Genomic DNA, 12403 nt, shown 5'->3' with positions numbered 1-12403 from the left:
CATCACTGCAACACCTTCAACAAACACGGTAAAAGTAAAGTTAAGTAAATGTCATAGCGCGCTATTGTTTATAACGCACAGTAATCGCTATGATGTTGAATCTTTTATTATTTTACATGTGTAATGATGCATAAATTACTGCTTATTGACGACGACATAGCACTTACCGTTATGCTTAAACAATACCTAGTCACAGAAGGTTTTGAGGTGACCGTGGCTAATGATGGCCAAACTGGCGCTCAATATGCACTTGCAGGTCAATTCGATTTAACCGTGCTAGATGTCATGATGCCTAAGCTGAATGGTATTGAAACATTGCGTCTAATTCGCCAAACAAGTCATATCCCAGTGATTATGCTTACCGCTAAAGGTGACGAGTCAGAGCGTGTGATGGGCTTGGAATCAGGTGCAGATGACTACGTAGCTAAACCTTGTACGCCGCGTGAATTATTGGCACGTATTCGCGCCTTATTACGCAGGTCAAAAATCACCAAAGATGGCTCTCAACAGGCCTTACAAATCATCATTGGCGGCTTAACAATTACGCCAGCGCAGCGCCGTGTTGAGGTGGAAGGTAAGGCCATTAACCTGACAAGCACCGAGTTTAACTTATTAGAAATACTCGCCAAAAATGCTGGCCATGTGGTCTGCAAAGAGGATCTCGCACTGCAAGCAATGGGCCGCACATTGGTAAGATTTGACCGCAGTGTCGATGTACATATGAGTAGTATCAGACAAAAAATTGGATCCACTTCTAATGGTAGCGATTACATTCAAACCGTATATCGTATGGGCTACCAATTGATTAGGGAATAGTGCTGGTTAATCGAATGGGCAGACTATTCTGGAAATTCTTCATATTCTTTTTTTTGGCTCAGCTCACCACTGTGATAGGGCTAAGTTGTGCCCTTTGGCTGCATAACAGACATGAAATATTGCAGGAGGCTGGGGTCGAAATGTCGCCGCCAGCAAGATCATTACTAGCTGCAGCATCCTCTACTTTACAATTTGGTGGCGTAGAAGGACTTAAGCATCTTTTACAAGAATGGCAACACCAACGTGTACCGCAAGTACTAGCCATACGTGAAAGTGGACAAGAGCTGATGCAACGTCCTTACACAAAAGCTAGTTTTGAGATGGCCAATAAGTTAGCACATGATGAAAAATTCCAGTCTTTCGCTAAAAATATCATACTAAGCGACGGACAATCCTTCTTGCTGTTTGTTCAAGATAACGGTCTCAGAGATGAGTTTGACCATAGCCACGGTCAACCGCCAGACCATATGCAACAGAATCATATGTCATCACCAAGACCTCCACCAGGGTTTCCATTAGTGCCATTATTCGGCGGTTCACTTGTTAGCCTGATTTTCGCAGCGCTACTCGCTGCATACTTTTCAAAACCTATCACCAGCCTGCGTGCAGCGTTTAAACAAGCCTCTAACGGTAAGTTAGACGTAAGAGTGGCGCATGCCATGGGTAAGCGACGTGATGAACTCTCAGATTTAGGTCATGATTTTGATGCTATGGCCTCGAGATTAGAAAGCTTATTGCAAGCTCAAACAAGGCTGCTTCATCATGTTTCACATGAAATGCGCTCACCACTTGCCAGAATGCAAATGGCTTTAGGTTTAATGAAACAAGATCCAAGCTCTGACTTTTTAGACCGTATCGAGCTAGAGGCTAATCGTATTGATGGTTTAGTTGGCGAGTTGTTGGAACTATCCAAGCTAGAATCTGGCGTTATACAAATTAAAAAAGAACCGCTGGAGTTGAGCACCCTGCTGAATAGCATTATTGTCGATGCCCAATTTGAAGCCAAATCCAAACAAATTAATTTGCATCTAGCGATAGACAAAGATTATGTTTTAGACGGTCAGCCAGACTTACTTTATAGGGCGATTGAGAACGTAGTGCGTAACGCCATAAAATATGGCCCAGAAGCCAGTGAAATTAATATTTCCACAACACATTCCGACATAGACAAAAATCTATACATCACTGTTACTGATCAAGGTCTAGGTGTAAAAGAGACTGAGCTAGAAGATATTTTCAAGCCATTTATTAGAGGAATTTCTGGCAGTCAAACTATAGGTAACGGCCTTGGTTTAGCAATCACCAAGCAAATAATTGAAGCGCATGGTGGCAGCGTTTCTGCGAAAAACCTCAATTCTAAAGGCTTTAGCGTAGAAATCGTGCTGCCTTACTAGTTTTTAAATACCCAAGTTTATTTGGACAAGAATACTTAGTCAACAATACTTGGCCATAAAAAAGAGACTTTCAAAAAGCCTCTTTTAGTCAGCTTAAATTAAGTTAAAGTTACACAGTTACATCAACCACACTACCCACTTTCTGCTGTGCTGCACTGTTTTGTGTTTGCTGATTAGCACTAGCCTCAGACTTCTTGTCAGTTGCCGCATGCTTGATCTCATAGATTAACTCCTCTGCGGCAGACACTGTTCCATCTTTGTTAGTATCTTTTACATCGTAGCTTTTTGTATCGCCTCCTTGAGCGCCACCGGGCTTTCCTGCACCTCCTGCAGGTGGCTTTCCTGATGGAGGACCACTTTTAGCCGTTTCTTTAATATCGGCCTCAATATCACTTTGTGATATTTTTCCCGTTTTATTTTTATCGATGCTATCAAACTTTTTAGCCGCATCTTCCGAAGAAATACCCATGGCCGTTAATGCTTTTGTAAATTCGGCTTTATCTAGTGAACCATCTTCGTTAGTATCAGATGTCTTCATCATCTGCGTAGACATCTGTGATGCCATTTTCGACACATCAAAACCACCCGCACTTCCAACGCTGCTTACTGACATTTAAAATCTCCTTATTCACGATTGAATGTTCAAATTAGATTAACTAACCTATGAACATATATCGTCGTGGATTATCAATTGTTAATGCCACAATGCGTAAAGTTATGTAAAAGTATGTAAGGGAATAGGCTAAAGTTTGCTAGGGTAAATCTGTTAAGAATACCAACTGCGTTGCTGCTCAACATTCAAAAATGTCCAAGCAACAATACGGCTCTGTTTTTGACCTTGCGCCATGTCTATGGTTTTAACTCCTAATGCATTTACATTTTTAAGCGCACGGTAAACACTAGGTAAGTTGGTTGCTTTTGAAATAAGCGTACTAAACCACAAGCACTGAGTTGCATACAGCTTACTTTCGTTAATCATGGCAGTGACAAAGGCTTCTTCGCCACCTTCACAATATAACTCTGTGGTTTGACCGCCAAAATTTAACACGGTAGATTCAGCATTTTTTGTAGTTTTACCTAAACCACGCCATTTGCGCTGTGTACCAGCTTGCGCATCAGCTAAAGAAGCATGAAACGGTGGATTGCACATCGTAAAATCAAAGGTTTCACCCTGCTTAATAATGCCTTTAAAAATAGCGTTAGTTGAGGTTTGCAAGCGTAGCTCAATCATATTCGATAACATATTAGAATCCACAATATGCTGCGCATTTTTTAAAGCACTCACATCAATCTCTGCCCCTACAAAATGCCAGCCATATTCGTGATTGCCAATTAGCGGATAAATTGTATTTGCCCCTACACCTATATCTAAAGCCCTGACAGATGAACCTTGTGGCATCACCCCAGCATTCGCCGAGCTTAATAAATCTGCCATGTAATGCAAATAATCAGCCCTTCCCGGAATGGGCGGGCAAAGGTATTGCTTTGGAATATCCCATGTTGAAACAGCATAAAATTGCTTGAGCAATGCCTGATTGAGTGCCTTAACTGCTGGTGCATTAGAAAAATCAATAGTAGCATCGCCATATTCATTTAATTTTACAAACGGCGCTAATTCAGTATTGGCTTGAATGAGTTGATCGAAATCGTATCGGCCTCTGTGCTTATTTCGAGGGTGTAAGCCTGTTTTTATGGTGTCAGATTTAGCCATCGTGCTAATCGTTTTATGCTAATGATTGGGCATGTAGCATAACACCTATTTAAATCACATATTCTTTGAAAAGCATGAATAAAGCACATAAACGTGCTTTATTCATCAAAGTGATTTGCACTGATCGCAGGTAACATTTGCGAAGGAGTAAGTCATTAAGTATTAGCTAAAGCACATTGTCTAAAAGTTGAATTTGAGAGTCGAGAACATGGAAGATCAAGCATTTATCGGGCGCCAGCCCATTATGGATGAAAAGCAACAAATCATTGGTTATGAGCTTTTCTTTAGGCATAGTGCAGAAGCAGAAAGCGCCGTATTTGAGGACGAGTTCAAAGCCTACTCAAGCGTATTAATGAACACCATAGGCGGCATTGATATGCAATGGCTTTTAGGTGAAAAACTTGCTTTCATTAACGTGAATGAAGAGATGCTAAAAAGCGAATTCTTAGAACTCATGCCGCCCAAGCGCACTGTACTTGAAATTTTACGAACAGTTACACCAAATGAAGAAACTGTTGAACGTTGCCAATATTTACGTGAGCAAGGTTTTAAAATTGCACTAGATAATCCGCATTTAAGCGTAGAAACATCTCCATTAATAACTTGCGCAGACTATATTAAAATAGATATTCAATCGCTTAATTCTGCAGAACTGCAAAAAGCATACAATCAACTCCACGTGTCATCAGTAAAAATGGTCGCAGAAAAAGTGGAAACCGACGCGCAATTTGAAGACTGTAAAAGAATCGGTTTTCGCCTATTTCAGGGGTTTCACTTTGCACGCCCTGAAACATTTACAGCAAAAGTCATCAACGCATCATTTGATAGCGTGTTAAATATTCTCAATACAGTGAGCCAAGATGGTGAAATCCGTGAAATTGAAGCGGGCTTTAAAAAAGATACCGCATTATCTTTCAAACTACTGCGCTATATTAACTCTGTTGGATTTGGGCTTTCATGCGAAATACAGTCCATCAATCACGCTTTAACCATTTTAGGTAGAAAGCAACTATACCGCTGGTTAACGTTATTAATGGTGACCGCTGGTGAAAACTCCACGCCACCAGCATTAATGAAAACATCCATCACGCGTGGCCGACTCACAGAACTATTAGGTGAAAGCTACTTTGAGAAACATGACCGCGATAATTTATTCATCGTTGGCGTGTTCTCATTACTAGACGCTATTCTAAAAATGCCGATGGAAACTGTACTTGAGAAAATTCAACTGCCAGAAACAGTTGCTGAAGCACTACTCACACGTTCAGGTATTTATGGACCTTTCTTGCAGTTAACCGAAGCATGCGAAGACTCAGACAATAAGCGCATTTTAGAAATAGCCGAATTATTACAATTCGATGCCTCAAAAGTGAATGAATGCCATATTGCAGCACTGGCTTGGGTTGAAACACTAGGTATTTAGTAAACTTCGTAGTCAAAAAGCCCTAATCAATATTTTATTGATTAGGGCTTTTTACTTACTAAATTTAAGGTGTAGATACGCTACATTTTGCTTGCTAAGGCCATGGCTTGGCGCTCTAAATTAAAGGTATATCGATTAATTAAACCTTCGTTACCGCGTGATGGCGATATAAATTTTAGTCCGATTCGATATTTAGCTGCGCCATCTTTCATAGTGACTGGGCTGATATTACGCACTTGCAGTGTCAGGCTAGTTTCGCCTACTTCAGGAAAGTTAATTTTACATCGATCGAAACTAGCGCCTATGACGAATAGTTCATCTAATGGATTGGGCGCTATCACGCCAACGCCACCTAAACTGACATCAACTAATATCAGCTCTAGCATCCTATCTGCATCAGGATTTTCTGCATCTGTAACGGGAATGATGCAAGGTACAGGGTTAACAATAGGCGTAGTGAGCCTGAAGAATTCTCTGCGTTGCAAACGCATTAATTTTTGTGGCAAAGCAATTTTAATAGCCTTGCCGTCTTTGAGTGTGGCTAATGTAAGCTGCGCACTGGTCCATTTAAGTCTAACGCCATCATCTTTAGTGAAAACCACATGATGGCTAGCCAATAATCTATCGTTAAATGCATCGTCAATACCAATATCAAGATACACCCAATGATTGTGAACATCGACAGAGATCACATTAGTCAGACAGGTGTCGTGACCAAAAGATACTTTAAGCATTTCGTGCTGCTTAGCTAGTTCGTTTAATACCTGAATGATTTGCTTTTGATTTTGAACAATAAACTGTTCTTCATCATTTACATGTGTAGCGTCTTCCATGATCTTCCCATTAACTTTCAACTATCATTATTATTAACTACTAGTATTCTAATCACTATATATACACTGCATTTGATGCTATTTATTCACGATTCCCTTTCCCAAATCTGACGCATTGGTAGGCACCGCCACTTGCACCATATTACTGACACCTTGTTCAATAAAATTTTCAATCGGTTTTAACATGCCAGGTAATGAAAGGGCTATCACAACCAGCCCGATGCTTAATGTAACTGGGAAGCCAATACCAAACAAATTGAGTTGTGGTGCTGTCTTTGTGAGTATGCCCAATGCCATATTCGTAATCAATAGAGCTGCCACTGCGGGCAATGCTAATATTAAGCCTACACTAAATATAGTTTCGCCCCACATGGCGATTTTTAAAGGCTCAATACCACTACCACCGACTGTAATCGGCATGGTCACAAAACTATTGGCTACAGCGGTGATGATTAATAAGTGGCCATCTAAACTTAGGAAAATAAGCATAGCTAATAATACCAAGAACTGATTAACAGCAGTGCTTTGACCTTGAGATTGCGGATCATAGAAGCTAGCAAAACCTAGCCCCATCGACATGCCAATCAACTGCCCTGCAAGCTCAACCGCAGAGAAAACCAAGCGCATACTAAAACCAATGGCCAAACCTATCACCAATTGTTGCACTAGAATCAGCAATCCTTGAAATGAAAATATTTCGAATTGCGGCATCGCTGGTAATGTTGGCACTATGATTAAAGTCAGCATGATGCCCAAGCCTAGTTTGACTTGATTGGGGATTGCCGTATGGTTAAATATAGGCGCGGCGGCTATTACACCTAATATTCTAGTGAGCGGCCAAAGCAGGCTGACTATCCAAGTTTGTAGAAGATCACTGCTAACTGAAATCATGATGTAACCTTGCGACTTTACGTGGCTTAATCTAGTAAATCTTGACTTAGTGAACTCTGGCCTAGTTAGCCATAGCAGGAATACTGCTAAAGACTAAGTGCATGTAATCTACCATAGTCGTTAACATCCATTGCCCTGCAAACATCAAAGTGCCGAATACGCCGACCAGCTTGGGAATAAACGATAAAGTAGCCTCGTTAATTTGGGTTGCCGCTTGAAAAATACTCACTAAAAGACCAATTGCCAGCACTACCAGTAAAATAGGCGCGGCAACAAGCAATGTGATTTCCATTGCATCTCGACCTAATGTCATCACGCTTTCTGGGGTCATTTTAGTTCCTTTAGAAAAAATCGTCTTAGAAAATTTGTGTAATGTTAATAAAAACTTTGTACCAGCGAACCAAGTAGCAACTGCCAGCCATCGACTAATACAAATAACATCAGTTTGAAAGGCAAGGACACGATAGATGGCGAGACCATCATCATCCCCATTGCCATCAACACACTAGCAACCACCATATCAATAATCAAAAACGGAATGAATATAGCAAAACCAATTTGAAATGCGGTTTTTAACTCACTCGTCATAAACGCGGGAACTAACACTAACAAAGGCACTTGATCAGGCGTGTCAATCTTTTCCATTTTTGCCATATTCACAAATAAGGCTAAATCACCTTCACGCGTTTGCTTCATCATAAAGGTCTTGAGAGGAGCTGCGCCTTTCTCCATAGCCTCTTGCATGGTGATTTTATTTTCTGAAAGCGGTTGATAGGCATCTACATAAATTTTATCGATCACTGGACTCATTACGAAGAAAGTCAAAAACAAGGCCAAACCAACCATCACCTGATTTGGCGGTGCAGATTGCGTACCCAAAGCTTGACGTAACAATGACAGCACGATAATGATGCGCGTAAAGCCTGTCATCATGAGCAAGGCAGCAGGTAAAAAGGTAAGTGAGGTCAGCAAAATTAGCGTTTGCAAGCTCAACGTATAGTTTTGACCGCCACCTGCTGCAGGCAAGGAGTTCACCAGTGGCATGCCATTTTCAGCCAATGCCGTGCCAGGTAATATCAACATGCTGGCTAAAATCACTGCAGAACATGCAATGGTTGTATTGAATATAGATTTTAGTGTAGGTGTAGTCATAGCTAACTTAAATTGAATTGTCTGTTTAATTATCTGACTCTTTTTTTTCTAAAATCTTACCTGTTGATTTTAGTAACCATGCGGCAAAGGTATTGCTAAAGCCATCATTGCCTGAATCCGTCATACTTCTACCCATCGGTACGCCTTCAGCAAGATTGTTAGCGCCACTCTCTAAGTTCGCAAGACTGCTAACTTGCCCAGCAGCAACACCTACCACAATCCAGCGACCACCAACTTCCAACACCACAACACGTTCGCGTGAACCTACACTTACACCACCTACAATACGAATCACTGATTGCTTATTGCCCACACCAGGCACCATGCGTTTTAACACCCAAGTAATGAGCGCCATTACAGCTAAGACCACAGCAAGGCCAATCACCATTTTAAGCACACCACCTGTTGGCGATACCGCAACAACTTCTGCGGAAAAAGCCAAGTTCGATGCAAGACTGAGCATGGCTAAAACACTCAAAGTCAAAAAGTTGTGATGATTTTTCATTACTAGCATTTCTATTAGCGATTAATTTTACGAATACGTTCAGCGGGCGTGATAATGTCAGTTAACCGAATACCAAACTTATCGTTCACCACCACCACTTCACCTTGCGCAATTAAGCAACCATTGACTAATACGTCCATAGGCTCACCCGCCATGCCATCAAGCTCAACCACTGAGCCTTGCGCTAATTGCAGCAAGTTTTTAATCGCAATCTTGGTACGCCCAAGTTCAACGGTAAGTTGTACAGGAATATCCAAAATGAAATCAATATCATTTTGTGTATCTTGCAGTTTGTTTTTAGCTGTAAATTCGGTAAACACCTGTGTCTGCTCAACATTTTTGGCTTGTAAAACTGAAGTATCTGTAGCCTCTTGCTCAGCCATTGCTGCGCCCCAGTCATCAGTTGCTTCAGCTGTGCTTTGTTCTGCCATTGCTGCACCCCAATCATCTTCTGCAACAGCAGTATCTTCTGCAGCATCAATCGCCATAAGGTTCTCCTTTAATATATTCAGTTGAGTTGGATCTTAATAGCTTTTCTACACGTAGCGCGTACTGGCCATTAAACATCCCATATTTACAAAGCATGACAGGCACACCATCTACCTGCGCTTCAATAGATTCTTCTATATTGAGTGGCACAACATCGCCTACTTTCATATTCAGCACATCACCAATCATCATATTGGTTTTGGCAAGGTCAGCCACAATCTCTACCTCTGCGGCTTGTACTTGCTGAGTCATTAACTTGACCCAACGTTTATCAGTGCCTAACACTTCTCCCTGCAATGGAGAGCTGAGCATGTCCCGAATTGGCTCTAACATGGAATAAGGGAAGCAAAAGTGTATCTCGCCACTCGCTGGACCAAGCTCAACATTAAAGGTCACAGCAATCACCACTTCATTTGGAGTGGCAATATTAGCAAACTGCGTATTCATTTCAGAACGCATATATTCAAACTGAACCGGATAAACAGGCTCCCACGACTTCGAATAAGTTTCAAATACGATATTGAGAATGCGCTGAATAATGCGTTGCTCAGTCTGAGTAAAGTCACGGCCTTCAACACGCGTATGAAAACGACCATCGCCGCCAAACATATTATCCACCACCAAAAATACCAATGTTGGATCGAACACCATCAGTGCGGTGCCGCGTAACGGCTTCATTTGTATAAGATTTAAATTGGTGGGTACTACTAAATTACGGACAAAATCACTGTATTTAGTGATGCGCACCGGCCCTACTGAGACTTCAACTGTGCGACGTAAGAAGTTAAACAACTCAATACGCACCAAACGTGCAAATCGCTCATTGATAATCTCAAGCGTAGGCATACGTCCACGTACAATGCGCTCTTGGGTAGCAAGGTTGTAATCCCGCACATCACCCGCATTTGCAGCAGGTTGATCGTCGTCTTGATCGCCATCAACGCCTTTTAATAAGGCATCAACTTCATCTTGAGATAAAAACTTATCAGCCATGGCTTAGTGTCGAACGCCTTATTGAATCACGAATGAAGTAAAAAATACGCCTGTTACTTCTTGCGGCTTAGCGCCTTTAGAAAATGGCTTCTTAACTTCTGCGACAATCTCATCGCTAAGTTTTTGTTTACCTTCAGAAGTTGAAATATCAGAGGCTGTTTTGCTGGTTAACAGCATCAACAAACGACTTCTGACAGCTGGCATTTGAGACTTCAACAGCTCCTCTTGTTCAGGACTAGCCACTTGTAACGAAATCTCCGTTTGCAAGAATTTTTCATCTGGATCAGGTTGAAGATTGACCGTAAAAGCCTCAAGCGTCACAAATACTGGCGCATGCGCTGGCTCTTCGTGTTTTGCTTCTTCTTTTTTATGGTCTGCTTTTTGATGCGTTAAAAACCAACCAGCACCTCCACCTCCAGCCAACAGCACGACTGCTGCAATTATAATGATCAGTTTTTTCTTGGATTTTGGTGCTACTTCAGCGCCATCGGGCTTTGGATCTGCTGCCATTTTATTGCCTTTCCATAATTAACTAAACCTGTACTACCTATGCGGCAGTCATTGGCGTTATTGATGATTACATTATGGAAAAAAACGGCTTAATAACATGCTTAGATAAGAGAGGGAAAAAGCCGTTAAATTGGAGATTGTGATTGAAAATATTGTCTTTCGACAAGTAATGTCATGCCAACTTGCAGGCTGATACGAGAAGAGTAGCCTACCAAACCACAGCTAACCCATCGCTTACACAAAGGTATCGACTAAACCGTTAGACGTACGTATCACGGTCTTAGCGCTACTTACATGCCCAATTGGCGATGCAGAAGCATTGTTATTCAGAGAGGCACTGGCTTTTGATTGTTGCGCAGCCTGTTGAAACTGCTGTTGCATTTGCCCACCAGAGCTCACGTTAGCTTGACCAAGTTGAATACCTGACTCATTCATCTTGTTGCGTAAGTTATCCATACCATCTTGCAGCGCCTGTCTTACTTCAGCATTGTCAGAAATAAAGGTTGTATCAGCTTGATCATTGTGTACATGAATCACCACTTGCAACGGCCCCATATCTGGAGGATTAAGCGTTAACGTAGCGGATTGCTCTTGAGCGCCTAACATCCATACGACCTTTTGACTAATAGCTTGATCCCAACCTGTTTTTCCTGGATAGGCATTGATGGTATTGCTGCTGCCTAGTTGTTGCATGGCTTCAGCCGCATTAGCTTGCATGCTTGATTGACCAGCTAGTTGACTCGTTGATTGGTAATTAGCCGGCATCGCTACCTCTCTAATCGCAGACTCTTTTTCAGACTTTAGCATCAACTTAGCCATATCATCTCCACTGCTTGGTTTAGACGCATTTGGCAACATCGCATCTATCCAATCATGGCGAGACTCCTTATCATCAACTGCGGTCAAATCTTTTGCATCAGACGCATTTTTACCTTGAGACAATGCATTGCTTAATACGTCATCTTTTAATACAGAGCCTCTATCAGCGCCAAGCGTGAGTTGTTTCTCAGCACTCATCGCCCCTTCTCCAGTCTCAGCAGCCTTACCAAGTGGAGCTTGTTTTATTTCGGACATCATGGACGAGAGCATCTGCGCATTAGAAATATCTGTGATTGAGGCTTTATCAGTCAAACTAACATCCGACACAGCCTTATCGTCAGCCCCAGCCTTGGCCTCACCGGTCTCTTTAAACAATACAGGCTTGGCATCAAGCGCCACTATGTCTTTCTCGGCAAGCTGCATGGGGTCGATATTTTGGGCATCTTTCACCACTTTTGTACGATTGGTCGCCATCATCGCTAGTTGTAACTGACTAACTTTCTGAGCGTTTTTTTGGTTTGTTGTCGCTTCAGTATTTTCAGGCTTAGTTGTTGTTGATCCGTTTCCAACAGTTTTTTGAGGTTGTTTAGCTTGGTTTTGTCTATTCTCAACTTCTCTGGCTGAAGCTTGCTTGGCTTGCACTTGCTTGTTTAGCATCATTTGAAATGAAGCATTATTTTCCGCTTGGGCTACGCCATCAGATGCCATAGTACTTTTGCTGACTGTACTTTTGTTAATAGCATCTGCTGGTTTTTTTAATGATGTTTCTGTCATTTGTAATGATAAATTTTTCATGTTGTTCAACCTCAAAAATTAAAGCTCGCTCAAGTTGTAATTCATTTTTAAATTGATGCTATTAGTGCTTAA

General features: G+C 41.7%; 14 protein-coding genes. 3 read left to right on the top strand and 11 right to left on the bottom strand.

Features of this window, described 5'->3' with window-relative positions; genetic code table 11:
* Positions 1 to 126 precede the first annotated feature (126 nt).
* Positions 127 to 816: a response regulator transcription factor gene (locus PSU78_RS09300; protein ID WP_300387389.1), complete on the top strand. Its 690-nt coding sequence runs from the start codon at positions 127 to 129 to the stop codon at positions 814 to 816.
* Between the two features lie 14 nt (positions 817 to 830).
* On the top strand, positions 831 to 2210 hold the full coding sequence (locus PSU78_RS09295) for an ATP-binding protein (RefSeq protein ID WP_300387311.1): 1380 nt from the start codon (positions 831 to 833) through the stop codon (positions 2208 to 2210).
* Positions 2211 to 2319: 109 nt separating this feature from the next.
* On the opposite strand, the gene PSU78_RS09290 is transcribed toward PSU78_RS09295, so the two are convergent.
* Both PSU78_RS09290 and rlmF read right to left on the bottom strand, forming a co-directional pair.
* Positions 2320 to 2823, bottom strand: coding sequence for a hypothetical protein (locus PSU78_RS09290; RefSeq protein ID WP_300387309.1), 504 nt, complete (start codon positions 2821 to 2823; stop codon positions 2320 to 2322).
* 153 nt (positions 2824 to 2976) lie between these two features.
* On the bottom strand, positions 2977 to 3921 hold the full coding sequence (rlmF, locus tag PSU78_RS09285) for a 23S rRNA (adenine(1618)-N(6))-methyltransferase RlmF (RefSeq protein WP_300387307.1): 945 nt from the start codon (positions 3919 to 3921) through the stop codon (positions 2977 to 2979).
* Positions 3922 to 4129: 208 nt separating this feature from the next.
* Here rlmF and PSU78_RS09280 point away from each other — a divergent pair, with 208 nt between their 5' ends.
* On the top strand, positions 4130 to 5344 hold the full coding sequence (locus PSU78_RS09280) for an EAL domain-containing protein (protein ID WP_300387305.1): 1215 nt from the start codon (positions 4130 to 4132) through the stop codon (positions 5342 to 5344).
* 80 nt (positions 5345 to 5424) lie between these two features.
* Here PSU78_RS09280 and PSU78_RS09275 read toward each other — a convergent pair whose 3' ends face one another.
* From PSU78_RS09275 to PSU78_RS09235, 9 genes are all read right to left on the bottom strand, one after another.
* The gene (locus tag PSU78_RS09275) at positions 5425 to 6177 is read right to left on the bottom strand and encodes a flagellar brake protein (RefSeq protein WP_300387303.1); all 753 of its coding nucleotides are present in this window, start codon (positions 6175 to 6177) and stop codon (positions 5425 to 5427) included.
* 78 nt (positions 6178 to 6255) lie between these two features.
* The gene (fliR, locus tag PSU78_RS09270; RefSeq protein WP_300387302.1) at positions 6256 to 7068 is read right to left on the bottom strand and encodes a flagellar biosynthetic protein FliR; all 813 of its coding nucleotides are present in this window, start codon (positions 7066 to 7068) and stop codon (positions 6256 to 6258) included.
* Between the two features lie 61 nt (positions 7069 to 7129).
* Positions 7130 to 7399: a flagellar biosynthesis protein FliQ gene (gene fliQ, locus PSU78_RS09265; protein ID WP_300387300.1), complete on the bottom strand. Its 270-nt coding sequence runs from the start codon at positions 7397 to 7399 to the stop codon at positions 7130 to 7132.
* 44 nt (positions 7400 to 7443) lie between these two features.
* The gene (gene fliP, locus PSU78_RS09260; RefSeq protein WP_300387387.1) at positions 7444 to 8151 is read right to left on the bottom strand and encodes a flagellar type III secretion system pore protein FliP; all 708 of its coding nucleotides are present in this window, start codon (positions 8149 to 8151) and stop codon (positions 7444 to 7446) included.
* Between the two features lie 94 nt (positions 8152 to 8245).
* Positions 8246 to 8725, bottom strand: coding sequence for a flagellar biosynthetic protein FliO (fliO, locus tag PSU78_RS09255; RefSeq protein WP_300387298.1), 480 nt, complete (start codon positions 8723 to 8725; stop codon positions 8246 to 8248).
* A 14-nt stretch (positions 8726 to 8739) separates the two neighbouring features.
* Positions 8740 to 9213, bottom strand: coding sequence for a flagellar motor switch protein FliN (fliN, locus tag PSU78_RS09250; RefSeq protein WP_300387297.1), 474 nt, complete (start codon positions 9211 to 9213; stop codon positions 8740 to 8742).
* Positions 9203 to 10207 (bottom strand): flagellar motor switch protein FliM, encoded by a 1005-nt coding sequence (gene fliM, locus PSU78_RS09245; RefSeq protein ID WP_300387295.1) that lies wholly within the window; start codon positions 10205 to 10207, stop codon positions 9203 to 9205. Before fliM ends, fliN begins: the two co-directional genes overlap by 11 nt.
* Positions 10208 to 10225: 18 nt before the next feature.
* A complete protein-coding gene (gene fliL / locus PSU78_RS09240) occupies positions 10226 to 10717 on the bottom strand; it encodes a flagellar basal body-associated protein FliL (RefSeq protein WP_300387293.1) in 492 nt (163 codons plus the stop codon).
* A 234-nt stretch (positions 10718 to 10951) separates the two neighbouring features.
* On the bottom strand, positions 10952 to 12331 hold the full coding sequence (locus tag PSU78_RS09235; protein ID WP_300387291.1) for a flagellar hook-length control protein FliK: 1380 nt from the start codon (positions 12329 to 12331) through the stop codon (positions 10952 to 10954).
* Between the last annotated feature and the right edge of the window lie 72 nt (positions 12332 to 12403).

The sequence above is a fragment of the Methylotenera sp. genome, from assembly GCF_029945705.1.
Classification (GTDB): domain Bacteria; phylum Pseudomonadota; class Gammaproteobacteria; order Burkholderiales; family Methylophilaceae; genus Methylotenera.
The sequence above is the reverse complement of the archived record's forward strand: the minus strand, read 5'-3'. Positions and strand labels throughout refer to the sequence as shown.

Excerpts from the sequence above, each read along its gene's own strand:
- fliN (WP_300387297.1), bottom strand. The coding sequence starts at position 9,213 with ATGGCGATTGATGCTGCAGAAGATACTGCTGTTGCAGAAGATGATTGG.
- fliQ (WP_300387300.1), bottom strand. The coding sequence starts at position 7,399 with ATGACCCCAGAAAGCGTGATGACATTAGGTCGAGATGCAATGGAAATC.
- PSU78_RS09290 (WP_300387309.1), bottom strand. The coding sequence starts at position 2,823 with ATGTCAGTAAGCAGCGTTGGAAGTGCGGGTGGTTTTGATGTGTCGAAA.
- fliR (WP_300387302.1), bottom strand. The coding sequence starts at position 7,068 with ATGATTTCAGTTAGCAGTGATCTTCTACAAACTTGGATAGTCAGCCTG.
- fliM (WP_300387295.1), bottom strand. The coding sequence starts at position 10,207 with ATGGCTGATAAGTTTTTATCTCAAGATGAAGTTGATGCCTTATTAAAA.
- PSU78_RS09295 (WP_300387311.1), top strand. The coding sequence starts at position 831 with ATGGGCAGACTATTCTGGAAATTCTTCATATTCTTTTTTTTGGCTCAG.
- PSU78_RS09280 (WP_300387305.1), top strand. The coding sequence starts at position 4,130 with ATGGAAGATCAAGCATTTATCGGGCGCCAGCCCATTATGGATGAAAAG.
- PSU78_RS09235 (WP_300387291.1), bottom strand. The coding sequence starts at position 12,331 with ATGAAAAATTTATCATTACAAATGACAGAAACATCATTAAAAAAACCA.
- fliP (WP_300387387.1), bottom strand. The coding sequence starts at position 8,151 with ATGTTGATATTACCTGGCACGGCATTGGCTGAAAATGGCATGCCACTG.
- fliL (WP_300387293.1), bottom strand. The coding sequence starts at position 10,717 with ATGGCAGCAGATCCAAAGCCCGATGGCGCTGAAGTAGCACCAAAATCC.
- PSU78_RS09300 (WP_300387389.1), top strand. The coding sequence starts at position 127 with ATGCATAAATTACTGCTTATTGACGACGACATAGCACTTACCGTTATG.
- PSU78_RS09275 (WP_300387303.1), bottom strand. The coding sequence starts at position 6,177 with ATGGAAGACGCTACACATGTAAATGATGAAGAACAGTTTATTGTTCAA.
- rlmF (WP_300387307.1), bottom strand. The coding sequence starts at position 3,921 with ATGGCTAAATCTGACACCATAAAAACAGGCTTACACCCTCGAAATAAG.
- fliO (WP_300387298.1), bottom strand. The coding sequence starts at position 8,725 with ATGAAAAATCATCACAACTTTTTGACTTTGAGTGTTTTAGCCATGCTC.